At 60.0% G+C, this 23635-nt stretch carries 20 protein-coding genes; 9 read left to right on the top strand and 11 right to left on the bottom strand.

Translation table 11 applies throughout. From position 1 onward, the window contains the following. Nucleotides 1-3: 3 nt before the first annotated feature. Nucleotides 4-1176, bottom strand: coding sequence for a glycosyl transferase family 1 (locus tag EN885_RS14975; protein ID WP_128242348.1), 1173 nt, complete (start codon nucleotides 1174-1176; stop codon nucleotides 4-6). A 189-nt stretch (nucleotides 1177-1365) separates the two neighbouring features. Here EN885_RS14975 and EN885_RS14970 point away from each other — a divergent pair, with 189 nt between their 5' ends. Together EN885_RS14970 and EN885_RS14965 are read left to right on the top strand one after the other, a co-directional pair. Beyond that, nucleotides 1366-2862 carry a lipopolysaccharide biosynthesis protein gene (locus EN885_RS14970; RefSeq protein ID WP_095484308.1) on the top strand — a complete coding sequence of 499 codons (1497 nt, stop codon included), beginning with the start codon at nucleotides 1366-1368 and terminating at the stop codon, nucleotides 2860-2862. Nucleotides 2863-2900: 38 nt separating this feature from the next. After that, nucleotides 2901-3923 carry a phosphoribosyltransferase family protein gene (locus EN885_RS14965; protein ID WP_095484309.1) on the top strand — a complete coding sequence of 341 codons (1023 nt, stop codon included), beginning with the start codon at nucleotides 2901-2903 and terminating at the stop codon, nucleotides 3921-3923. Between the two features lie 115 nt (nucleotides 3924-4038). Here the strand turns inward: EN885_RS14965 and EN885_RS14960 are convergent, their stop codons facing one another. The 8 genes from EN885_RS14960 to EN885_RS14925 form a co-directional block, all read right to left on the bottom strand. Further along, entirely contained in the window at nucleotides 4039-5118 is a 1080-nt protein-coding gene (locus tag EN885_RS14960) for a glycosyltransferase (RefSeq protein ID WP_126103888.1), read from the bottom strand. Between the two features lie 96 nt (nucleotides 5119-5214). Next, nucleotides 5215-5664: a hypothetical protein gene (locus EN885_RS14955; protein ID WP_095484310.1), complete on the bottom strand. Its 450-nt coding sequence runs from the start codon at nucleotides 5662-5664 to the stop codon at nucleotides 5215-5217. Beyond that, nucleotides 5661-7121, bottom strand: a complete 1461-nt coding sequence (locus EN885_RS14950) for a GMC family oxidoreductase (RefSeq protein ID WP_126103889.1) — start codon at nucleotides 7119-7121, stop codon at nucleotides 5661-5663. Before EN885_RS14950 ends, EN885_RS14955 begins: the two co-directional genes overlap by 4 nt. Nucleotides 7122-7221: 100 nt before the next feature. Next, a complete protein-coding gene (locus EN885_RS14945) occupies nucleotides 7222-8553 on the bottom strand; it encodes a UDP-glucose/GDP-mannose dehydrogenase family protein (protein WP_095484311.1) in 1332 nt (443 codons plus the stop codon). A gap of 61 nt (nucleotides 8554-8614) precedes the next feature. Next, the gene (locus tag EN885_RS14940; RefSeq protein ID WP_128242347.1) at nucleotides 8615-9484 is read right to left on the bottom strand and encodes a glycoside hydrolase family 16 protein; all 870 of its coding nucleotides are present in this window, start codon (nucleotides 9482-9484) and stop codon (nucleotides 8615-8617) included. A gap of 164 nt (nucleotides 9485-9648) precedes the next feature. Next, on the bottom strand, nucleotides 9649-10047 hold the full coding sequence (locus tag EN885_RS14935) for a hypothetical protein (RefSeq protein ID WP_095484313.1): 399 nt from the start codon (nucleotides 10045-10047) through the stop codon (nucleotides 9649-9651). A gap of 368 nt (nucleotides 10048-10415) precedes the next feature. Next, nucleotides 10416-11429 carry a glycosyltransferase family 2 protein gene (locus tag EN885_RS14930; RefSeq protein ID WP_126103891.1) on the bottom strand — a complete coding sequence of 338 codons (1014 nt, stop codon included), beginning with the start codon at nucleotides 11427-11429 and terminating at the stop codon, nucleotides 10416-10418. A 532-nt stretch (nucleotides 11430-11961) separates the two neighbouring features. Next, nucleotides 11962-12303, bottom strand: a complete 342-nt coding sequence (locus EN885_RS14925) for an exopolysaccharide production repressor exox (protein WP_245467848.1) — start codon at nucleotides 12301-12303, stop codon at nucleotides 11962-11964. Between the two features lie 534 nt (nucleotides 12304-12837). On the opposite strand from EN885_RS14925, the gene EN885_RS14920 reads away from it, so the two are divergent. Together EN885_RS14920 and EN885_RS14915 are read left to right on the top strand one after the other, a co-directional pair. Continuing rightward, nucleotides 12838-13512, top strand: coding sequence for a sugar transferase (locus tag EN885_RS14920; protein WP_095484316.1), 675 nt, complete (start codon nucleotides 12838-12840; stop codon nucleotides 13510-13512). A gap of 162 nt (nucleotides 13513-13674) precedes the next feature. Next, entirely contained in the window at nucleotides 13675-14883 is a 1209-nt protein-coding gene (locus EN885_RS14915) for a polysaccharide biosynthesis/export family protein (protein WP_127204067.1), read from the top strand. Between the two features lie 787 nt (nucleotides 14884-15670). Here the strand turns inward: EN885_RS14915 and EN885_RS14905 are convergent. Both EN885_RS14905 and EN885_RS34680 read right to left on the bottom strand, forming a co-directional pair. Next, nucleotides 15671-16933 (bottom strand): O-antigen ligase, encoded by a 1263-nt coding sequence (locus EN885_RS14905; protein ID WP_128242346.1) that lies wholly within the window; start codon nucleotides 16931-16933, stop codon nucleotides 15671-15673. A gap of 214 nt (nucleotides 16934-17147) precedes the next feature. Then, the gene (locus EN885_RS34680; protein WP_281035139.1) at nucleotides 17148-17270 is read right to left on the bottom strand and encodes a hypothetical protein; all 123 of its coding nucleotides are present in this window, start codon (nucleotides 17268-17270) and stop codon (nucleotides 17148-17150) included. Between the two features lie 122 nt (nucleotides 17271-17392). Between EN885_RS34680 and EN885_RS14900 the strand changes: the two genes are divergently transcribed. The 5 genes from EN885_RS14900 to EN885_RS14880 all read left to right on the top strand — a co-directional run bounded on the left by EN885_RS14900 (nucleotide 17393) and on the right by EN885_RS14880 (nucleotide 23599). Next, on the top strand, nucleotides 17393-18322 hold the full coding sequence (locus tag EN885_RS14900) for a TIR domain-containing protein (RefSeq protein ID WP_128242345.1): 930 nt from the start codon (nucleotides 17393-17395) through the stop codon (nucleotides 18320-18322). A 203-nt stretch (nucleotides 18323-18525) separates the two neighbouring features. Further along, a complete protein-coding gene (locus EN885_RS14895; RefSeq protein WP_128242344.1) occupies nucleotides 18526-19278 on the top strand; it encodes an SDR family NAD(P)-dependent oxidoreductase in 753 nt (250 codons plus the stop codon). A gap of 47 nt (nucleotides 19279-19325) precedes the next feature. Then, nucleotides 19326-20672 carry a glucoamylase family protein gene (locus tag EN885_RS14890; RefSeq protein WP_128242373.1) on the top strand — a complete coding sequence of 449 codons (1347 nt, stop codon included), beginning with the start codon at nucleotides 19326-19328 and terminating at the stop codon, nucleotides 20670-20672. 123 nt (nucleotides 20673-20795) lie between these two features. Beyond that, nucleotides 20796-21446 (top strand): bifunctional DNA primase/polymerase, encoded by a 651-nt coding sequence (locus EN885_RS14885; protein WP_245467849.1) that lies wholly within the window; start codon nucleotides 20796-20798, stop codon nucleotides 21444-21446. 20 nt (nucleotides 21447-21466) lie between these two features. After that, complete coding sequence (locus tag EN885_RS14880) at nucleotides 21467-23599, top strand: glycosyltransferase (RefSeq protein ID WP_245493079.1); 2133 nt, start codon at nucleotides 21467-21469, stop codon at nucleotides 23597-23599. Nucleotides 23600-23635 lie beyond the last annotated feature (36 nt).

Below are 23635 nucleotides of genomic sequence, written 5' to 3'. Positions count from 1 at the left end.
ATCCTAAGCCAGTGCCTCGGCGGCATATGGACCGGGCACGGCCGTCAACCCGCGAAGCTTCTCGACGAGCGCTCGGCAATCGCTGCGATCATGGCTCCAGGTTCGCGGATTGCGGGCAAGAACACACGCCCGCAATTTCCCGAAACGATGCTGCTCCATATCGCCCAAGGCGGCTTCGAGCGCCTCAGGCGTGGCTTTAGGCAAAAGAACGCCGATACCCTGTCGGTCGAGAAACCGGCCGGTTTCGGTGTTGCCCATCGAGATCGGCACCGCGCCGAAGCGGCAGCCCTCATAGAGGCGGTTGGGCAGCAGCCATTCGGAATTCAGCCCCTGCTCGAAAAAGTCGATGGCCCAGGAAAAATGAACCTCGCGGTAGATCGTCGCCATGTCCTCGGGGTTCCGATAGGGCCCGCCAAACGAGAGCCAGGGCTCGGATTCGACGAAACCGTGAAAATCCGGAAATTCGGAAAGCGCCGGACGGCCTCTGAGGATGATTTCGAAGCGCCCCTCGAGCCGTCGGGAAAATTCGGCCAGAAGCTCCAGGGAGCGGCGGCACCGGAGTGCGCCGAACCAGCCGATCCGCCAAGGCGGAGCGACGGGATCCTCCACCACCGTGCGATCATCCAGCAAAACCGCGGCAGGCTCGAAATATTTGTTTTCGAGCAGTTCGACCGGCGCGGCAATCTGGCCGAACGGCTTGAAATAGTTGGCGATGAAGGCGGGCGAACTGGTCACCAGCAGCTTTACATCCCTGGCCAGATAGCGTTCCGCGCCGCGCATCGCCTTGCCCAGAAAGTCGTCGCGAAGCACCAGGCGATGGATATCGAGACACTCATAGACAATCGGCACCGTTGCCTGGAACGCCGATCTGGCACGGCGGGCAAGCGCCAGCATTTCCAGATTGCGCGCGATGATGAGGTCGGGTCTTGGCATCGAACCGAGTTTCGAGACGATCGAGACCGCCGCCTTTGTGACCGCTGCCAGGCGCTGGCCGAATCGGCCGTCGCGCGTCGCGCCAAGATCGATCGGCTGCAAGCCCTCGACGTCGGCGATTGGGCTTGCTGTCCGACGGAAGCCCGCCAGTGTGACCTGGGCGCCGCCTGCCTTGAGCATTATGATCCGCCGGCGCACTGCCGGGTCGGAGACGTCGTGTACCAAGTACAAGACATGCAGCATGAAAATTCGACCGCTGTTGGCCCGCCCGCAAGAATCCTAGTACAGCTCGTGCTGCATCGCAACATTTTTGGTGCAGCGTAGCAAAAATCCACGTTTTTTGTTGCGCTGCAAAATTATTGCCGTAGTTTGATGGTGGCATCGGGCGCGGGTCGGGACGTCGGACCGGCACAAAAATCAGGGACCCTGAATTTGCAAGCCAATGCATTCGACCCGCCAGAGGGCTCTCTCCGCAGATCAGTCGGACGCGGCGCTATCATCACGGCTTTGGCGCAATCGGTGCGGGTTGCGACGCAGATCGTCTCCGTCATCGTGCTGTCGCGCCTGCTGTCGCCGCAGGACTTCGGTGTGGTGGCGATGTGCGCACCGGTGCTTGCCTTCATCGCGCTGTTCCAGGATTTCGGCCTGACCCAGGCCACGATCCAGAAAAGCGGGATAAGGCATGAGGAGATCAACTACCTCTTCTGGGTCAATGTCGCGGTCAGCACGTTGCTCGCTTGCGTGCTTGCCGGCTCGGCGCCGCTGGTCGCCGCTTTCTACGGCGAGCCGCGGGTGGCCGGTCTGGTGGCAGCGCTTGGGCTGCAGATCATAGCGTATGGGCTGGGCGCCCAGCATCTGGCGCTGCTGACACGCCGCATGCAGTTCGGCCGCCTGGCCATCATCGACGTCGCAAGTGCCGTCGCCGGCCTCGTCGTATCGATCGCCTGGACTTTCATCGACCGTTCCTACTGGGCACTTTTTGCCGGCACGCTGACAACAGCCGTGCTGCCCACACTTTGCTTCTGGGCAAACTCGCGATGGCGCCCCAGCCTGCCGCGCAAGGTCGATGGCATCAGCGACCTGATCAATTTCGGCGCCGGCATCACCGGGTTCAATTTCACCAATTTCTTTGCCCGCAATCTCGACAATGTGCTGATCGGAAAATATTGGGGCGAAGCGCAGCTTGGGCTTTATGACCGGGCCTACAAGCTGCTTCTGTTTCCGTTGAGCCAGATCACCAATCCGCTGTCGAAGGTCATGGTGCCGGCTCTTTCCAGGCTGAAGGACGAGCCGGACCGCTACCGCAGCGCCTATCTTCGCGTCATGCCGCTGATCTTGCTGGTTGCACTTCCCGGTGTCGCCTTCGCCACCGCCATGTCCGACCTGCTGATACCGTTTGTGCTCGGCGAGCAGTGGCGGCAGAGTTCCAACATCTTCCTGGCGCTCGGTTTTGCCGGGCTGCTGCAGCCGCTCAACAACCCGGCGGGTTGGCTTTTCATCAGCCAGGGTCGCTCGGGCGATTTCATGCGCTGGGGCATCATAGCGGCCGTGACGTCGGTGCTGGCCTTCCTGGTCGGCCTGCCTTATGGCGCGTTGGGGGTGGCGATCGCCTATGCGATCAGCGAGTATCTCAAAACACCTTTCCTGTGGCTGTATATCGGCAAGACCGGGCCGCTGCGGGCAAGCCACATGCTTCGCGCGGCAACGCCCTTCGTGCTTGGCGCGCATCTGGCGCTTGCCGCGATCTGGTTTGCCAAGCCGCTGCTGCCGCAACAGCACATCGTCGCCATGGCGAGCGCGGTTGTGCTGTCCTACATGATCACCATCGTGACCGCGCTGGCGTTTGCGTCCGGCCGCGAAGCATTGCGGGAGGCTCTGAAACTCCTGCCGGCACGGGCGCCCGCGGCAGCACCAAGCGAGGCGAAGTAACTTGCACGGACATCCATACGAGAAGCAGGTCTGATCCCATGCACTACCGATCGATCTCCGACATGAACGATGCGATTGTCAGGAACCTTCACCGGTTGCCGCGCGACATCGACCTGGTGGTCGGCGTTCCCCGAAGCGGGATTCTCGCCGCCACACTGCTCAGCCTGACGGCGAACATCCCGATGACCGATCTGGACAGCTTCCTGGCCGGAAAGATCTATACTTCGGGGGTCACCAAACGCCGCGCCGCGCTCGACCGGCAGGCCTCCGACATGCGCAAGGTTCTGGTGATCGACGACAGCGTCAGCGGCGGTGCCGCGATGCGCGAGGCGCGCAGCCGGGTAGAGGCCGCCGGCATCAAGGCGGACTTCATCTTTGCCGCGGTGTTCGGCCTGCTGCCTCAGCACGAGGAAACTGACGTCGTCCTGGAAGTCGTGCCGCATCCAAGGATGTTCCAATGGAACTTCATGCACCACAAATTCCTCGCGCAATGCTGCGTCGACATTGACGGCGTGCTCTGCCTGGACCCGACCGAAGCCGAAAACGACGACGGCCCGGCCTATGAGAAATTCCTGAGCGAAGCACTGCCTCTGTTTGGCCCGACCCGCAAGATCGGCTGGCTCGTCACCAGCCGGCTCGAGAAATACCGCGCGCTTACCGAAGCATGGCTCGCAAAGCATGGCATCGCATACGACAGACTGATCATGCTTGACCTGCCGAGCAAGGCGGAACGGCAACGGCTTGGCGTGCATGGCAGTTTCAAAGCCGATTTCTACCGCAAATCCGACGCCATCCTGTTCATCGAGAGCGAGCACCAGCAGGCCCTCAAGATCGCCAAGCTTTCCGGCAAACCGGTGCTGTGCGTCGAAACGCATCTGGTAACTTATCCCGATACGCTGTCGCTTCCGGCACTAGGACAGACGGCACGCAACCTTCCCAGCAGATTGCGGGGGATCAGTTCGCCTGACGGGCGCAAGACGGCAATCAAGACCGTGGCGCGCACACTGCTCGGCGAACGCGGCTACGAGACGCTCAAGAGCCGGATCAAAAGACCTGCTTGAATCCGATTCAGAACTTAGAGCGGTTCAGCTTTGATAGAATCGCTGACCCGCTCTAAGCATTTGTTTTTACGCAATTCCGAACGGAAAACCGCTACGCACTTTTCCTGGAATTGCTCTAGGCGGCCTGTCGCGAAGGCTGCCGTGCCGCCCTGTCGAGCATCGAGAAGAAGGTCGCGAACTGACCAGCCGGATCGAGTTCCGGTCGCTCGGAGAATGCACGTGCCGCCGTTGAAAGCCGCCCATATTCCTGGCTGTCGGTCCACAGACGCCTGACCACTGCCACCCAATCGGCGAGCGGGGCGTCGTAATCCAGCACCACGCCACCGGAGCCGATCGCTTCGGGCAGGCCGCCACGACGCGAGCCTACGACGGGAATGCCGCTGCAATGGGCTTCCGACGCCACCCGGCCCCAGGCCTCTTCCCACTTGCTGGGGGCGAGCAGGATTTTCGTGCGGCCATAAACGGTTTTCATTTCGCTGGTCCGGCTCTCCAGCGTGACGTTGCCGAGCGGCGCAATCGTCTGCTCGATCCGGGCCCGATGATCGTCGTCAAGCTTCCAGCTTTCAACGAATAGGAACGGGATTTCGGAGCAGGCGGCGGCAATGCGCACCGCAAGCTCGAAGCCTTTTTCCTCATATGGATTGATCAGCGTGACAAATTCGCCTGTCGTCGGCGTGCTGTAGAGGGCGGGATTGATGGTCGGCGGTATAACCGTCGAATCGATATCGAATTTTGCCTTGTAGGTGCGCGCCGTGAATTCGGAATTGGCGATGTAAAGCGCCGAATGCAGCTCGCGCAGATCGCCGCCCAATTCGTGGAACTCGACGTTTCTGAGATAGACGACCAGCGGCACGCCTTCCGCCTGCAGCGCCTTGCCGATCGGAACCGACTTGTGGCACTGGACCACGGCGACATCCGGCCTCAGCTTTTCGACGGCAAAACCCGCCGCCTCCCAGGGAAACCAGGCCCGCACGACCGGATAGCCCGGATAGCTGTCGATGACCGCGCGCTGTCTCAGAAGCTTCATCTTGGCGCGCGCCTTGTAGCCGAAAACGCCTTGGCCAAACAGGGCGGCGAGCACCGACGCCTCATGCCCGTGCTCGAGCAACTGCTCGGCAAGATGATGGGTGCTGGACTGGACACCGCCGCTGAACTGGGGCGTGTAACCGTTGCCGCCTGCAAAAAGCACTTTCATGGTTTCGGCTCCTTGTCGCATTCTCAAGTTTACGAGCGATGACGCATTGCTTGTTAACGCATGGCTTGTTCACGCGTGATGGCTTGCGACCCGCTTTCAGGCATCCTGTTGCATCTCTAAATTGGCGAACGGATTGGTGCATGGCTGCCATCCGGTGAATCGGATCGGATCGGTTGGCGAACTGCGCCGGGCATAGTCGGTCAGCATATGGAACTCGGCAATAACCCAGCGGTCGAAATGGCTCAGATCTTCTTTTTTCTGGTCGGGGAGAAACCGGCGTGCGGCGCCCAATTTCAGCTCTTCAAGCAGAGTGACCGCATCGCCCAGCTTTTTGTTTGGAAATATCCAGGGGTTCCGCTTCTGGAATTCCAGGACGAACTGCTGCAGATGTTCGATGCGCATGTTCAGCCTGCCGAAATATCTTTCGAGCGTGACGCGCACCAGGTCCTCGTCCGAAAGCGAGGAAACGGCGGCATAGGCGATGCCGGTCGAAGCAACTCCGCCAGCCATGATGGCCAGTGCCGCGCGCCGCGAAACCTTGATCATCCGGCCATTTCCTTTCCCGCTATCCGGCTCGCCGCCCGCAAGGAGAGGGCTGCCGCGGTCAGGCTCGGGTTGGCACAGGAACAGCTTGGATATGTGCTCGAGCCGACGACGACCAGGTTCCTGAGCTGATGGTGGATCATGTCCCGGTCGACCACCGAATCCGCCGGGCTCAAGCCCATCCTCAACGTGCCCTGGACGTGCGACTCGGTCGGCCGGATGCCGCGATCGAAAATCTCTTCGACCGGCAGCGGGGCCAGAAGCGCCGGCAGTTTCTCCTTTGCCCACGCCATGCCCTTGACGGCATAGTCGGATGCCCCCTTGAAACTGACGAAGGCGTTTTCATCCTCGTCGAGGATGACGAGATTTTCCGGCTCGAGCAGGTTTTCGGTGACAATGATGAGGGGAAGCGTCTGACGGATGCGTCCCTTTTCGGGGCGCATCCCGTGCTGCCAGCGGTTTTCGAAATAGACCAGCGCCGCCGCATGCTGCGATCTGTGGGCGCCGTCATAAAGGCCGAAATTCAAGCCGGTGGTGATGGTGCTGCCATCGAAATTGTCGACACCGTCGAGATAGGCTTCGAAATTCCATCCGTAGGATTCGTGCAGGCCACGCCCGACGAATTCGCCCGACAGGCCGGATCGCAACATGATCGCCGGGCTCTGGATGGCATTGGCGCCCAGAATGAAAAGATCGCCGCTGACCGAATATTCCTTGCCGTCCTGCACGAACACGACCGAACGGACCGATCCGCCGACGTGATCGAGCCGGCGCACTTCCGCGCCAAGGCAGACCGAAACGTCGGGATGCTCGAAGACGTGCATCAGGCCATTGTTGGCGGTGAATTTCGCGTCGACCGGGCATAAGCCGCATCGCAAGTTGGCGCAGCACGAAGACCGCTGCGCGGTCGGCACGCGTGCCCTCGCTGTCGGCACAACAAAATGCTGATCCGGCTGCGCCGCTTTCATCATCCGGTCCGGCGTCGACATGTGATGCGGTGGTTGTGGAAACGGCCTGGAACGCGGCATCATCGCCGCCATGTCGGGATCGCCTGAAATCGACATGACGTCCTCTGCATCGCAGTAGAACGGCTCAAGCTCGTCATAGCTGATCGGCCAGTCGTTGCCGATGCCGTAGAGGCTTTTCAGCCTGAAGTCGTTCGGATGAAAGCGCGGCGTCTGCGCGAACCAGCAATTCGTTCCGCCACCCAATCCGATGGTGTAGTTCCACGGCTTGTCGGAGTTGGTCTTATAGGTCGTCCCTTCGTCGATGTCGGTGTTGGCGTTCTGGTCGATCTGCCATTCATGCGTGTTGTGCCGGCCCCATTCCAGAACCAGAACGCGAGCCTTTCGCTGCTTCGCGAACGCATGCAGGAAGAACGCCGAACCGAAACCGGAACCGATGGCGACAAGATCGAAATGTTCGTTGGCGATCTGTTCCGGCCTGACGCCCAGCACCATCAGATAAAATCCTTTGTTGAAACGAGCGCGTTCATCAAAGCCTTCGTAACCGTCCCTGGTGTGCGATCCGGTCTAGCCATAGGCCTTTCCCGAATGGGCCTCACGCCGCCATCCTGCCGATCGAGTGGTATTCGATGCCGTGGCGGGCAATGACCTTCGGGTCGTAGAGGTTTCGGCCGTCGAAGATGATCGGCGTGGTCAACGCATCCTTCACCGCGTCGAAAGAAGGCGCGCGGAAGCTCTTCCACTCGGTGGCGATCAGGAGTGCGTCGGCGCCACGCAGCGCTGCCTCCTTGGTCCCGCACAAGAGGAGATCCTCGCGCAGCCCGTAGATGGCCTGGCATTCCTGCATCGCCTCGGGATCGTAGGCCTGCACTTTGGCACCGGCCTTCCACAGCGCTTCCATCAGGACACGCGCCGGCGCCTCGCGCATGTCGTCGGTGTCGGGTTTGAAGGCTAAGCCCCAAAGCGCAAAGGTCTTGCCCTTCAGATTGCCCTCGAAGTACCGGTTCACCTTGTCGAACAGGACCGACTTCTGCTCGTTGTTGCGCTCCTCGACCGCGCGCAGCAGCTTGGCATCGAACTTGACGCCTTCCGCCGCCTTGATCAGGGCGCGCACATCCTTGGGGAAGCACGAGCCGCCATAGCCGAGACCCGGATAGATGAAATGGTAGCCGATGCGCGGATCGCTGCCGATGCCCTTGCGGACCTCCTCGATGTCGGCGCCCAGCTCCTCGGCCAGATTGGCCATTTCGTTCATGAAGCTGATCTTGGTCGCCAGCATGCAATTGGCCGCGTACTTGGTGAATTCGGCGCTGCGCACATCCATCACGATCATCTTCTCGTGGTTGCGGTTGAACGGCGCATAAAGCTCACGCATCACCGCCTCGGTGCTTTCGCTGCTGGTGCCGACGATGATGCGATCGGGCTTCGTGCAGTCGGCCACCGCCGAGCCTTCCTTGAGGAATTCCGGATTGGAGGCCACGTCGAAAGCCAGATCCTCGCGACCCCGCGCCTTCAGCGTCGCGGCGATCCTGGCCTTTATCTTTTCGCAGGTGCCGACCGGCACGGTCGATTTGCCGACGACGATCTTGGGCGCGTCCATCTCCCGGCCGATGGCCTCGGCGACGGCCAGGACATATTTGAGGTCGGCTGAACCATCCTCTCCGGGAGGTGTGCCGACGGCGATCATCTGGATCTCGCCATGCTTGACCGCGGCGGCGGCGTCGGTGGTGAACTTGATGCGGCCGGCCGCGTGGTTCTCCTTGACGAGGTTTTCGAGCCCGGGCTCGAAAATCGGGATGAGGCCCTGATTGAGCCGCTCGACTTTTTTCACGTCGATGTCGACGCACACCACCTGGTGTCCGACTTCGGCAAGCACCGCCGCCTGCACGAGACCGACATAGCCAATTCCAAAGACCGTCAAATTCATTTGGTTTCATCCCTGTTCAAGGCTTCGGAGCGCTTTCGGTCCGGCCGGTTCAGATTAGCCTTCACTTTATGCTGCATGCCAGCGATTCCGGAAACTGGCATGGCTGGCCGAGCGCCGTGAAGGCGACGCGGTCCACTTGCATGGTGAGCTTGCGCCCCGGATCCGAAAACGGGCCCAGCCAGCCCTTCATCGTGTCGCTGCCCCAGAGGCTGAAGAATATCTTTTGCGCATGGCTGGGCAGCTTTGCCGGATCGGTGATCGTGTTCACCAGCTGGCCATTGACGTACCAGCGCAGCCGGTCCTTCTCCCAGACGAAGGCGTAGTCATTGAAAGCCTTGTCGGCGCCGCCCGCTACATCCACCAATTTCTCGTTGTTGCCCTTGCCGGCTATGTAGGCGTTGACCTGCACCTTGGAGGTGTCCTTGGTCAGCACCTCGAAGTCGATTTCATCCCATGGCTGCTTGTCGGAGGGGCCGATGTAGGAAAAGAAGGCGGCGTTGATGCCGGAGCCGGCATCGGTTTTCATCCGTGCCTCATAGGTGCCATAGCCGAAGCGCTGCTTGGTCTGGATCTCGCCGCAGGCAAAATCGCGATCCTTCAACTTCCGCTTTTCGAAACCGAGCGTCAGCATGCCGTCGGAAAGCTCGACCTGGCTTTTGGACCAGGTGCAGTTCTGATGGCTGCCGTTCGTCCAGCCATCAGCAACGTACCAGCGCGCACGGTCGAAGCTGGTGAAATCATCGACGAACGATGGCGCAGTCGGGATATCGTGCGAACGGGAAGGGGTCGGGCCTGCAACCAGGCTGCCGAGCGCGACCAGCAGAAACGCGCCGCTAGAGCATAGCTGCCTCAGGTTCACTTGCCTGATCGAGCGCGTGAACGGGCTGCCGCCGGTTTTTGGGGTGGACGTGCTTTTCGGATCCGCGTGCATACCAAACTCACCTTTGTGCTGTGTGCCCCCAACCCAAAGTCGACGTTCGAACCATGACGAAACGAGCTGATCTTGACCTTCTCCGGGCACCTTCCTTGTGCTGCCTCTTTGTTGACCTGTGGCACTAAACCTCTTGCCTGCGGCGCCACCCAGAACTTTGAAGTTCACCCCGTGCCGGCGGCCGGCTTGGCGAAATCAGCCTTGGTGGTCGAGCCACGCTGACCGCTTTCATCGAAGATTGCATCCAGCGAATGACGGAGATCCTTCATCAATTCGTTTTGCCGCGCGAGCGCCGCGATGCGCTGCTCGCAATTCAGGATCGACTTCGTCAGTTCGCTGACTTCGGCGGATCTGCTGGAGGAGGCCGCTCCATTTTCCATCGCCTCGACCAGAAAGGCCGCGTTGGTGGCCTTTGTCCGGTAGCGATTCTCAAGTCCGTTTTTCTCCGCCTCGACCTCGGCTGCGATCTGGTCAAGCAGCTTTGCCAAGCGGTCAAGGCGCGAGATGTCGGTCTGCCTGTCTCGAGCCGGATCCCTTGATCTGAAGCCGAATATCGAGGCCATGCGCTCAGTCTCCTGTCATAGCCGGCCTATGGCAATCCCGTGCCCATCCAGGCCGAAAAAATCTTGTCGCATCGTCCAGCTCCTCTGACAGGGGACATTTTCGGGCCGATTCAAACGGCCAACCAAAATTGCTGCACCGCAACATACATGCCATCCCCAGAGCGAGTAGGCAACCACCTAATGCATGTTGCGCAAAAGTGCGCAGCGGTTTTGCGACAACGACATGCATAAGAACAAGAACTAAAGCGCGTCGCATGAATCTCATCAAACGCGACGCGCTTTAGTGTGGCGAATCGGAAATTCGCTTCACGTTGGAGCGGGGTAAGGACCTGTTGACATGATCGGCATGGCGCCGCTCGCGGACAAGCTCAAGTCTCGCCGAGCGGGCTGGTTGCGGCCATGAGAAAGCGCAGCGGCGGCACAGGCTGCTTCGAGGCAAAGCCGGCGCGGCGAAACAGCGCATCCAGCTTGTCGGCGGCCACGCCGCGAACGATGGGGATGAGGTTGGATTGGCTGGCCAGGGCGTAGGCCGCGGCCGACGTCAGCCCCCGCTCGTTCTTCACGTCGAGGAAGTTCCGCAACCGGTATTTGTCGCGCACCTGCCGTTCGTGCCTTCTGAGCACCGCCTTAGAGCCTTCCGGCAAACTGTCGATCGCCAGCAGCGCCAGATCCGCGTCGGCCAGACGCTTGAGATCCTGCGTCTTATGTTGGCCGCTCAGCGAATCCGCGCGAACGATGGCGCCATAGCCGCAGGACCTGATGACCTTGAAGCGTGCCCCGCAAGCAACCGCGCGCGCGTAGAGCTCATAGTCTTCGCCCAGCCGCAGGTTTTCGTCATAGCGCAGCCCATGCCGGTCGAGAAAAGCGCGGCTGATCACCGGTTTGAGGAAGCCTAACTCACCTCTCTGCACACGGCGACTGGAGATGTTGCCTTCGATGAAACGCTCGAAATCGAGAAATTCCGGGTCGGCCGAGAATTGCGGAGCGGCGATTTTAGAGACATCGGTCACCGCATCGTCCCTGATCATCATGATGTTGTCGGCAGCGAAATCCCAATCGGCGCTGGCGAACAACTCGCGATATCTGCCCTCGAGAAAAAAATCATCGGCGTCCAGAATACTGATGAACGGTGACTTGGAACTGGCGATCGCGGCGTTGCGGGCGAAGGAAGGACCGCCGTTGACGTCGAGCCGGATTACAGAAAGCCTGCCGCTGCCATCGTCGGCTGCCCGAGCGACTTTCGCGGTATCGTCGGTGGAAGCGTCGTCGACGACGACGACTTCCGCCACCTCCGGCTCGCGCAACGCCGATGCGATGGCAACCGGGATTGTCCGCGCCGCGTTGCGGGCAGCGATGATCACGCAGACCTCGGGTTTTGTCATCAATTCGTCTCTCGACTGCAAAGGTGGCTCCGAATTTCTTGCCGCCCCCCCGTTGAATGTCCGATGCAACTCTCGTCCTCACCGACTGTCCGGCTGTTCGAAAAAGCGTCAGCCGGCGCTTATGCTGCAAGTGCGAAGCATCGCCAAAATCATTCGCTCCGTCCAGTCTTTCCTTTCGGTGTCGTCATGGCGCAAATCGATGGGCGGTGTAATGCCAGCGAATCGACGCGCCGCTTCGCAAACCGCCCCTGACCATTCTGGATAGCGCTGTCAGCGCACTCGAATCGCTGATCACCAAGGCGATCGACGGGCTGCGGCGCGATGTCGACCCTGACCGTCGCGCCGGCCGTCGATCTTCGCTTTCGCCGACCTGGTGGTCGCGATGGAAAACGGCCGCATCGTCAAGGTCAGGCAAAATCAGATAGTGAATCAGGGGATCAGAGGCTGAAGGAAAAATCCGAAGGCCAGTTGTCCAGGATGCTGTAAGGCGAGCAGTCCGACAGGAACCCAACCGACGCGACCTGACGCAGGGTCAGTGAAGGCTTCTCCTGGCACTGAACTTCTCGCCATCGGCCGCCTCGGTCGGACTCAGCTTTCGTTCGGCATCGCGAATCTTATCAGCCGATGTCGGCGTGTTTCTGGCAACCATGACGAAAACCAGCAAAAAATAGCCTAGCTGAATGACGATGGCGCAAGCCATAGCGCGAAAAAGCGTCGTGCCGAGCGAAGCGCCGCCCAGATGAGACCAGGCGACCACGATCGCCAGAGCGAAAATCATGCCGACAATGAATTTTGGTAGCGACATACCCGACAGCCCGTCAACCTGCTCGGGCAATAATCGATGATTGACCCACCCCGAGCCTCCCTTCGCCATGCGAGCTCGTTGAGGCGGCCCGCTTTTTGGCCGGTTGCTTTCGGCCTTTCCCACGCTGTTCCATACTCTGACAGAAACAATTTGCAACTCTATTAAGGTGTGCAATAGCGGGCAAGGCCAACCACAAATAATTTTGGATGCGTTCGCGGGATCGACTCTGCCATGTTGCGACGCACACGTCTGCATCATGGCCAATCACCGGATATGGAGCCCCTCCAGTAAGACCCATAATATTAATTAGTATTTTACTCTAAAATCTATATATGTCTCGGAAGCTAAAGCACGATTATGTTCCATGACGCGGTACAAAGAGCGATTCTCCTAAAATAAGCCTCAAAAAGGCACTAGATTTTTCAAAGTTGCCCATAATCTGTCACGAACGTGCCATAAAGATCAAAATTTGTGCAGGATCGGTTTATTATTTAGTCAATTCATAACGTGATTATTTCAAGCGATCGAGAAATTGTGTGTTGCGATGCAGCATTTTTTTGATATTGTGAGCGAAACCATCCGTTCAACGTATGGAGTTTACGCATGAGGGACGTAGCCAAGTCGGCCGATGCGGATTTTTCGCAGGCCGGCATCGATTTTCCACCAATCGGCGGCCTGCTAAAACGCAGCTTCGATATTGCCGGTTCACTGATTGGCCTGGTGGCTCTCAGTCCGCTGTTTGTTATGGTCGCGCTGCTTGTCAAGTTTTCCGACGGCGGGCCGATTTTCTACGGTCACAGCCGGATCGGTCGGGGAGGACGGATTTTCCCGTGCCTCAAGTTTCGCACCATGGTTCAGGATGGTGAACGGGTGCTGGCAGCATATCTTGCCGCCAATCCGGACGCCAATGCCGAATGGACAGCGACCCGCAAGCTCAAGAACGATCCGCGCGTCACGCGCGTCGGGGCCGTGCTGAGGAAGCTCAGCCTAGATGAACTGCCGCAGATCATCAACATCCTTCAGGGTGACATGAGCCTTGTCGGTCCTCGCCCCGTCGTGCGCGACGAGCTCGAAATCTATGGCAGTTCGGCTGTCTATTACCTGAAATCGCGCCCCGGCCTGACCGGGCTCTGGCAGGTCAGCGGCCGCAACGACGTTTCCTACGACAGCCGCGTCGCGTTCGATCGCCACTATGTTGAGAACTGGTCGCTATTCGAGGACATTCGCATCATCATCAAGACAGTGCCTGCGGTCTGGATGTCGCGGGGCTGCTACTGACCCGGCCGGGAGCCGGTGAGTGACGGTCCAGACGCCAAGCATTCTGCAGCAAGCTTCATCGGGCGGGGCCAAAGCGGATCGGAAAAAGCTCAGTTGAAAACAAACATCTTCGGAATCTCCTGCGCCGGCACTGTCAGCAATCACATGCGACGGATGCGGCTTATGACTGCTTGCCTCACGCTGACGCTCGCCGTTCCCCAACTCGCCACCGCCGACGAGTACCGCCTGGGATCGCAGGACAAGCTGACCATCCGCGTGGCCGAATGGCAGACCGTTGAAGGCACGTTCCGCGACTGGACGGCCGTCAACGGAGAGTACACGGTCGGTCCTGCCGGAACATTGTCCGTGCCATTCGTCGGCGAAATGCCGGCATCCGGCAAGACCACGTCCGAGGTCGCGGCAGCGATCGGCCAGGCGCTCCAGCGCAAGCTCGCTCTGGCGGACCGGCCGGAAGCCTCCGTCGAAATGGCGCAGTACAGGCCGTTCTACATTTCCGGGGAGGTCCAGACGCCCGGTCAGTATCCTTACGTGCCGGACCTGACCGTGCTCAGGGCGATGAGCATCGCCGGCGGTGTCCGACGGAGCCCCGAAGGACAGCGGTACGACCGCGACATGATCAATGCCAAGGGCGATTTTGACGTTCTCCAAGACCAACGGGTCCGGCTGATCGTCAGGCGCGCGCGCATCGAAGCGGAGATAGCGGACAAGTCGACGTTCGACGTGCCGAAGGAGGTGGCCGACGATCCGAAACTGGCAAGCATCGTTGCCGACGAGATGGCGATCCTGACGGCCGATCAAAAGAATCTCAAACTGCGCCTTCAGGCGCTCGATGATTTGAAGACGCTGCTGCAGAGCGAGATTGATTCGCTGCAGAAAAAGATCGTCAACCAGCAGCGGCAGGTCGACCTGGCAAAGGAACAGCTGAGCGGCATCGGCTCGCTGGCGCAAAAGGGCCTTGTCGTCAATACGCGGGTTCTGACTTCGCAACAAACGATCGCCGACCTGGAAGGCCAGATCCTGGATTACGAAACGGCCATCCTCACCGCCAAGCAGTCGATCAGCAAGGCCAATCAGGACGCCATCGATCTGGAAAACACCCAGAATGCGGGCCTCGCCACCGATCGGCAACAGGCAGAAGCCGATCTCAGTCAAACAATGCTCAAGATGAATATGCAAACAGGCCTGATGGCCGAAGCCATGTCGGGGAACCCGGCGTTGCAACGCTATCGCGACGGCGAAGAGCCAACAATGTCGTTTGGCCTGGTTCGGGTGGTCGACGGAAAGAGCAGCGAAATCGCCGCCAGCGAAGACACGCCCGTGCTGCCCGGGGACGTGATCAAGGTGAAGTTGGCGCCGATGGCTAGCCAATAGGCCGTTTCGAGAAATCGAATACCCCGAGGTCAGCTGACGCTCAAAGGGAGCGTCACGCCAAGGCCGTCCACATAGATGCACGCTCCTCGGCGAGGAGCGGCTATCCGTGGGGGAAGCGTAGTGAATATCTATCGTGCTAGAAGGTATATTAAAGGCACAATCATTACATTCATTTGGGTGATGAGGGGTATCGAAATATCCGATCGAGTCTCGGTGCTTGGAGTCTCGCCTCATATAGCAGGAAAAGGCAATTTTAGATTTGGCTCTCGTGTTTCGTTTCGAGGGCTGGGGTCACGTTCCTGGTTTCATGCACGCCGGAACGCAAGCCTGTCAATTGGCTCTAAATCTTTTATAAACAGCGGAGTCATGATCGACGCATCAGTCGCAGTGAGCATCGGAAAAAGATGCCTTATTGGCGATTCGGTTGTAATCCAAGACTCAAACTATCATGAGGTCGAAGATGGTGCCGGTGTTAAAGCGAAAGCTGTCCTAATTGGTGATAATGTTTGGATAGGCCGAAATTCAATAATCCTGCCTGGGGTGGAAATCGGGGATCATAGCGTAATTGGAGCCGGCTCTGTGGTCACCAAAAGTGCACCGCCACGAAGCTTGGTTGCAGGAAATCCTGCCCGAATAATTCGCGAACTAGTGGCGCCCCAAGATTATATTCGTTTTTGATCTCATTTTGATAGACGAAAAGTAGAGCTGTTTGTTTTCGCGCAATTCCGGACGGAAAACCGCTGCACACTTTTCCTGGAATTGCTCTAGGTGACATTTAGCGCTTTGCTTAGCCCCTTGCGGTTTCTGGTTCCGCGAGGTTGGCCGCGGTCCACCGGGGACGGGCGACTAACACCCTCACCAGCTTGAAGTAGCTGTAATACAGGAGGAAGGAGCCCATGATGTAGGGGTTGAGGGTCTCGACCTCGACGAAGGACCGGATGAACAGAAGTACCATCACGCCGGCAAGAATCACAGACTCGGCTTGCCACGTCCTGAATATCAACGCCGATATGTGGCCCCACAGCGTGCGCACGATGATCAGCGAAATCAGCGTCGCCCCGACATAGCCAAGCTCGACGAGGGCTTCGATATAGGTATTGTGGAAGTGGAAGCCGCTTCGGGTTGTGATGTAGAATTCGTTCCAAAGCCGCTCGGCCTCGGCAAAACCCTGCACCCAATAGCCCGCATAGCCGACGCCGAGGATCGGCGCTTGCTGCGCCGCCTCCCAGCCCTGCTCCCAGAGATAAGTCCGTCCGGTGAGCGTGGAATCCTTTCCGAAGACGCCAAGGACGAAATCCAGAAGTCCCGCAAAGGCAACCAGGGTGACCGCGATCAGCCCGCATGTGCCGACCAGGAAAATCACCCGTCGATAGCGGAGCGAAAGCTTCTTGGCCATGGCAAGCAGAGCCACCAGAGCGAGAACTGCCGGTATCGAAGCCATAGAGGTGGCCGAATGCGCAATGACCAGCAGATAGGCCGACAGGGCGACGACGGGCGCCGTCAAGAAAAGGCTTATTCGGCCGCGCCTGAGAAAAGCCAGGAAGACAACGCAGAAGTAGACACCCAGCGATGCGACAAAGCCGATCTGGTTCTTGGAGCTGAATGCGCCGACGAAATTGTACGTCCCGTCGAGAACGTCATAGGAATAACCCCCGACCATGAGCGAATAGAGCAGGACGAGAAAAATCCCGATCAGCGAGCCTATCGTCAACGTTCGGACGCTGACGGTGCGCGCCGCGATGTAGGCGCAGGCGATATGGGAGCAATACTGGACTGCCGTCCTCAACGTGATGCCGGGAGCATCCGACCAGAACACCGACAGGCAGACGTAGATGCCAAACGCCAGCGGGAGCCATGCGCTGGCGGCATGTCGCAACAGCCGCCGGTAGTCCACCAGGATGAGGGGAAGCCAGACCGCATAATAGGCCAGGATCAGGATCTGGCCGAAGACGGAGGAGTAGGAGAACGCCCAAATGGAGATGGCAACAGCAAATGTACCGTAGGCCGTGTTCTTCTCCGGGTCGACCAACAGAGATTTTGGAATCTTCATCTCGGTAGCGGATTCCCGTCCATGCAGTTCAATGCCGATTTGCCGCCGCGCCAAGCGCGGGCGCTTCCGTTGTGCAGTGCAATATAACCCATCCCCCGCAGCCTGTCACCCAAATGAGGCAAAAACAGCCATAAGGATGCCCAAGGCGAGCGGTGAAAGACCGATAGGCCGGGCAAGAACCGAGCGCGCAGCCAGCTGTGGCCGCAAACATTGCCTAACGGCTGAGCATCACCGTCGGCACTGTCAAGAACATCGCCGCCGCATTTATGAGCGGTTTGGCATCACCACCGCGGAACTGTTTTTCTTCCAGCACCTGACGAAAAATAGCAGCCGGCATTCATTGCATCCGTTGCAATAAATGAGACCCTCCGCGTACCCTATGTCGGGGACAATCAGACCAATGACCGCAGGATAATTGGCAGACGCTGGTCCCCCGATCTGCTGGGTTGGAGCAAACGGATGGACAAACCTCGAATCTTCCTGGGCTCGTCGGGGAAGCAGAAGAAACTGCTGCAGGCGCTGACACGCGGTCTTGAAGACATCGCGCATGTGGAACCCTGGACGACGTCCTTCAATCCTGGGACAACCACCCTGGGGCGCCTCCTCGAGCTTACGCGTGAAGTCGACTTCGCCGCTTTCGTGTTCGCTCAAGACGATTGGACCAGTGTGAGCCAGCCGGCATCGTCTGCGGCGGCATCCGCTCAAGCTTCTCCACGAGACAATGTGGTTTTCGAGGCCGGCCTTTTCGGCGGAGTCCTTGGAATGCGCCGGACGTTCATCCTCCATGCCAATGGCTCCAAGCTTCCAAGCGATCTCCTCGGCCTCACCTCCGTAAGGTATGGCGAGGCGACGACCGGCGCGGAGATGAGGGCGATCAACCAAAAGCTTCGGAATGCGATCGAGAATGAAAGTCGCGTTGCCCGGATAGAGGGCCTTTGGTGGCAATTTTCCTTGTCGGAACGAACCGTAAAGGAGCCGTCCGCCGTGAGCCTCTTGCGTATCTCGCGAGACCGCGATGGCGCGCTGGAGCTAACCGGCCGCTCATGGCAAGAGAATGGCAGTCTGTCAGCCAGATACTGGAGCGAAGCGGTAAAGGAGAGAAAGGAGCCTCCCGGCATCTTCTACTTTTGGAATGGAGAACGACCCTTGGACGCGAACGCGTCGCAGTTGTACGGGACAGGAGAGATCCGGCTGGAGTCCGCCGATCGCGCGTCCGGGTACTTCACCACACGAGCCGACACACCGCCAAAACTGAACGCGCGCACCTCCGGTGTCTATCTGCGCGCCGATCCTGAGGACTTAAGCATCCTGGACGGGCGTGACAATCAGCGGCGCGTGGAGTTGATCGCAGAGCGGCTGAGCCATTGGAAGTCGATCAAGAACGTTTGAACTGTGCGCATGGGAGCCGCTCGAACGGCCCTGCCGCCTCGCCGCGACCGCAGCCCCAGTATTATATGGAGAGGTAGCGGCCAGGAGGGGCTTCTCAACCGCCTGCTCCTGGCCCACCACGAAGCTGTTCGGAGGCTCCAGACTCCGGCTTGAACTTCTCCGTCGCTGACTTCACATTTGCCGCCGATTGGGAGGATGAGCACATGACGATGAGTTTTGCGGGACGGTTTGCCGGACGATCGGCCGTGATCACCGGTGGCGCCTCCGGCATCGGCCTGGCTGTCGCGCAGAGAATCGTTGAAGAGGGCGGACGCGTTTGTGTCTGGGATCGCGAACCCACCCAGATCGAGCAGGCCAAGGCTGTCATTGCCGATTTGCATGGCGTGACTGTCGACGTCGCCGATCCCGTGGCGGTCGAACAGGCCGCCCGGCGGACGATCGATGCCCTTGGCGCGGTCGATATCCTGGTCACCAGCGCCGCCATCACCGGACCGAACATGACGACCTGGGACTATTCGGTGGAGGACTGGCGCCGGGTCATCGACATCAACATCAACGGCGTCTTCTTCTGCAACAAGGCGCTGGTTCCGCATATGCTCGAGCGCAATTACGGCAGGATCGTCAACATCGCCTCGATCGCCGGCAAGGAGGGAAACCCGAATGCCTCAGCCTACAGCACGTCAAAAGCGGCAGTGATCGGCCTGACCAAATCGCTGGGCAAGGAGCTGGCCAAGACCAAGGTGACGGTGAACTGCGTCACGCCGGCGGCCGTGCGCACCGCGATTTTCCAGCAGATGAGCCAGCAGCACATCGACTTCATGCTGTCGAAGATACCGATGGCGCGGTTTGGCGAGGTCGAGGAGGTGGCGGCACTGATCTCATGGATCGCTTCCGAGGAATGCTCCTTCACGACGGCTGCCGTCTTCGACGTCTCCGGCGGCCGGGCGACCTATTGAAGCACGTCAGGCGCGATCTGCCGCCGGCCGACTGGAGTTCACGTCGTTTGCTTAGGGTCGAACCTCCACTGTCCGATGAAGATCTGCTCGACCGCTTCCAGCGCGCGGCCTTCGGTTATTTCCTGGAAACCGTGAACCCGGAGAACGGGCTGGTCGCCGACACGTCGCGGCCAAATTGGCCGGCAAGCATTGCGGTCGTCGGCTTCGCCCTGTCCTGCTATCCGGTCGGGGTCGAGCGTGGCTGGATGACGCGAGACGCAGCCGTGAGGCTGACGCTTGTCGCACTGCGCTTCTTCTGGAACAGCCGGCAAGGCAATGGCGACGGCGTCACCGGCCACAAGGGTTTTTATTACCATTTCCTCGACATGCAGACCGGCCTGCGCGCCTGGCGATGCGAATTGTCGATGGTGGACACGGCGCTTTTGATGGCCGGCGTGCTCGTGGCTGGCGCCTATTTCACGGGCGACAATGACGAAGAAACCGAAATCCGCGAACTGGCGGAAGTGCTCTACCGGCGCGTCGACTGGCGATGGGCGCAAGCCAGCAATTCGACCTTGCGGCAGGGCTGGAAGCCGAAGAGTGGCTTTCTGCGTTATGGCTGGGAAGGCTACAATGAAGCGACGGTGCTCTACGTTCTGGCAATGGCCGCCCCCGACAAGCCAGCCTCGGACGACATTTATGCCGGCTGGACGGCGACATATCAGTGGGAAAACATCTACGGCTACGACGTGCTCTATGGCGGCCCGCTGTTCATGCACCAGTTCTCGCATGCCTGGATCGACTTCGACGGCATACGGGATGCGTTCATGCGGGAAAAGAACTCGGACTATTTCGAAAACAGCCGCCGCGCGACCTACCTTCACCGGGACTATGCGCGGCACAACCCCTCCGGCTATGACGGCTACGGCGAAGGACTTTGGGGCCTTTCGGCGGGTGACGGACCCGGCAACTTCCGCGCGCGGATCGAGCGGCGGCCGCGCAAATTTTCCGGCTATGCGGCGCGCGGCGCGCCGTTCGGCCCCGACGACGGAACGATAGCGCCGTGGTCGTATCTGGCATCGCTGCCCTTCGCGCCGGAAATCTGCCTGCCGGCGCTGCGCCATCTCAGAGAACGCCATCCTGAGGTGATCGACGGCTTCAGGATGCCGAGCGGCTTCAACCCGACGCTGGCGAACCGGCGGAAGTTCGGGCCGAGCGGCTGGATATCGGATGCGCATTACGGACTGGACCAGGGTATCGCCGTGCTGATGATCGAAAACCACCGCTCGCGCCTGATCTGGGACCTGATGCGGTCGAGCCCGCATATCCGTCGCGGCCTGAGCAAGGCCGGGTTCAGCGGCGGCTGGCTGTCGCAGCCCGCCGCCGCTGCCCAGGCCGGCCACCATGTCGGATGATTCAACAGGGATCGCTCGCAACCTGGCAGGCGCCAGGCGACCGCGCCGCATCGAACGCTTGACGAAAGTGCTATTCGGCTAAAGAAGATTGAAGTGAAATTGCACGGGGCGGAACATTTCTGGATGTTGCCTAAAATAAAGACCGACTATGCGGTCCGGCTGCTGGCGCAGGGCTACATATGCCTGCCGCTTCGTGCCGGCGGCAAGCATCTCGACCTCGAGGCCATGGGGTATGATCCGCTGCATTTACAGACCCGGCGCAAGGATCTGAAGGAACTCGCCTTCTGTTCCATTGCGTTCCAGCTGTCGCAGAAACCACCGACCGGCGGAGACATCGAGCGCTGGTTTCGAGACTTCGCCGGAAATGTCGGCATATTGGGAGGATTTTCCAACCTGCTGATCCTGGATTTCGACAACGCCGCCGCATATCGCGGCTGGTTCGGCATCCATGGTGAAATTGCAAAGCACACACCGGTCGCAAGGTCGCCCAACGGCTTCCACGTCTATCTGAGGACACGTGAACCGACCGTGTCATCCAGCCTGCATTTCGGCATGCGTCGGGTCGGCCATGCCAAGGCGCTTGGCGGTTACGTGGTCGGCAGTCCCTCGGTGCTGAAGGACGGATCCTCCTATAGCTGGTTGGAGAACCAGTCGCCGTTCGATGTCAAACCGCAGCTGGTCGAGAACCTCGCCAGTCTTTCGTTGCGCCCGGTCTCGCTGCTCAAGCATTATTATGATCGTGTGCGAAACCGCGGTTTTTTCGAGCGGCAGTGAGTAAATCAGAGGAAACGCGATTGGACGTCACGGTCGTCATCCCGGCAAGGAATGCTGCCGCGACGATCGATGCGACGCTGCGCAGCCTGATCTCAGACAGAGATCTGATCGGCGAGATCCTTCTGGTCGATGACGGTTCCGACGATCAGACCGCGTCTGCCGCGATCGGAAGCGCGCAACGATACGGATTGCCGCTGGAGGTCGTCAGCGTCAACCTCGGCAGCGCCGGTGCTGCGCGCAATGTCGGAATTGCGCGGGCCAGGGGCAAATCCATATTCTTCCTCGATGCGGATGACGAGTTGATGGAGGGAGGCCTGTCGCTTTTATATGACGCGCTCCTGCGCAATCCCGAAGCTGGCCTGTCGATCGGGGCCAGCATCCGTCGCACGAACGGGCGGCCGGACAAGCTCAAGACCCCGCACGGATACACCAGCGACAGAGCCCAAAACACCAAGCGATATCTTCTCAACGAGCTCTGGCCGATCGCCATGGGAAGCGCGCTGGTCGCGACATCGGCGACGGCCACGATCCGCTTTCCGGAAGCGATCGGCCTCGACGAAGACACATGCTACTGGGTGGCGCTGCTCGCACGCTTCGATGTGGCGATCGTCTCGGCTCCAGTGCTGCTCTACCATCACGACGAAACGAGAATGGCGCAGCGTTTCATTCTTGCGCCGCGCAGGACGTTTCTTGCCATTGCGCTCGAACTGGACCGGCTGGCTGGATCGGGCGTCGAGCGGGAGGCCCTTCAATGGCGAAAGTCCTGGATCGCGCAGCGGATTTCACGGCAGCTCATCAAGCACAAAAGATACGCCGACGCGGCGGGCATGATGCGGGCCGTTCGCGCCCACAAAGCATCCGGCCGGAGCTGGAAGGCATTGCAGTACAGCGCCCGTATCCACTTCGGAGCAATGACTGAAAAACGCAGTCCGGATGCAAGGTTTACCACCCCCCACCACGGTAAAGAGCGGCGCACGCTGGTGCTGTCCTACGATCCGGCTTTCCCTCCAGCCTCGGGCGCGGATCTCAGGAACCATCGCAACGCCGTGGCCGCAGCAGAATTCGGGCCAGTCTGCCTTGTCTCGATCCGGCCGCAGGCCGATCCGTCGAAACCGGCCGATCCCCGCATTCAAACGGCTGCCTTGACCATCGAGGGGGAAGCCCGCACGGCTTCGATCGGCTGGTGGAGGATCCGTGCCGAGAACCGAATTCCTCGCTCCGCGCTGGCGCGTCTCGAGGCTATCGTTCGCGAATTCTCCCCCGACAGCATCGTGGTCGAGGGCATTGGGCTGTTCAAACTGCTGCGGCCCTTGCGGCCATTGGCCGGGCAGCTCATTCTCGACATGCACAATGTCGAGTCGGACCTGGCGGGACAGTTGCATCGCGCCGACGATGCAAGATCGGTGCCTGCCATCGCCGCCGCCTTTGGCGTCAGGCGCCTCGAAAGAAAGGCGCTCGCCATCGTCGACAGAGCCTGGGTCTGCTCGAGGCAGGACCACGAAAGACTAGCGGCACTTTCGCCGCGCAAGGTGCCGATCGACATCGTGCCGAACGGCATCCCTCGTTTCGAAGACAGCCCCGTCGACCTGCCGGTCGAGGCCGCGACCGACGGGGGCTTTCCGATGATCCTGTTTGTCGGGCATCTCGGATACAAGCCAAACATCGATGCCGCCGAGCGGCTGGCCGCCACCATCCTGCCGCGCATCCGGCAAAGACTGCCGACCGCAAGACTGGTTCTCGCCGGCCGATACCCCAAGCCGGCCGTGAAAGCTCTGACCGGACTGCAAGGCGTGGACCTCGTCGAAAATCCGGACGATATGGGGCCACTGCTGTCGCGCGCGCATCTCAGCATCATCCCGCTTTCGGCAGGCGGCGGCACGCGCATCAAGGCTCTCGAAGCAATGGCCTGGGGCATTCCGGTGATTGCGACGCCGCTGGCGGTCGAGGGCCTGGACCTGGTCGACAATGAAGAGGTGCTTCTATCGGATTCGGATGAAAGGCTTGCCGACATGGCCATCGAACTTTGTCTGGACCGCAGGCGCATGGCGAGCCAGCGCGCTCGCGCGCATCAAGCGGCATGGTCCAGGTTCGGCCCTGAAGCCGTCCGCAATGCCGTCCGCGGCGGCTTTGGGCTGGACGATGCCGGCACATGACACCCACGCTTTTTCCAATCACCGATCGATGAGCCC

The sequence above is a fragment of the Mesorhizobium sp. M6A.T.Cr.TU.014.01.1.1 genome, assembly GCF_004022765.1.
In the GTDB taxonomy this organism is placed as follows: domain Bacteria; phylum Pseudomonadota; class Alphaproteobacteria; order Rhizobiales; family Rhizobiaceae; genus Mesorhizobium; species Mesorhizobium mediterraneum.
The sequence above is the reverse complement of the archived record's forward strand: the minus strand, read 5'-3'. Positions and strand labels throughout refer to the sequence as shown.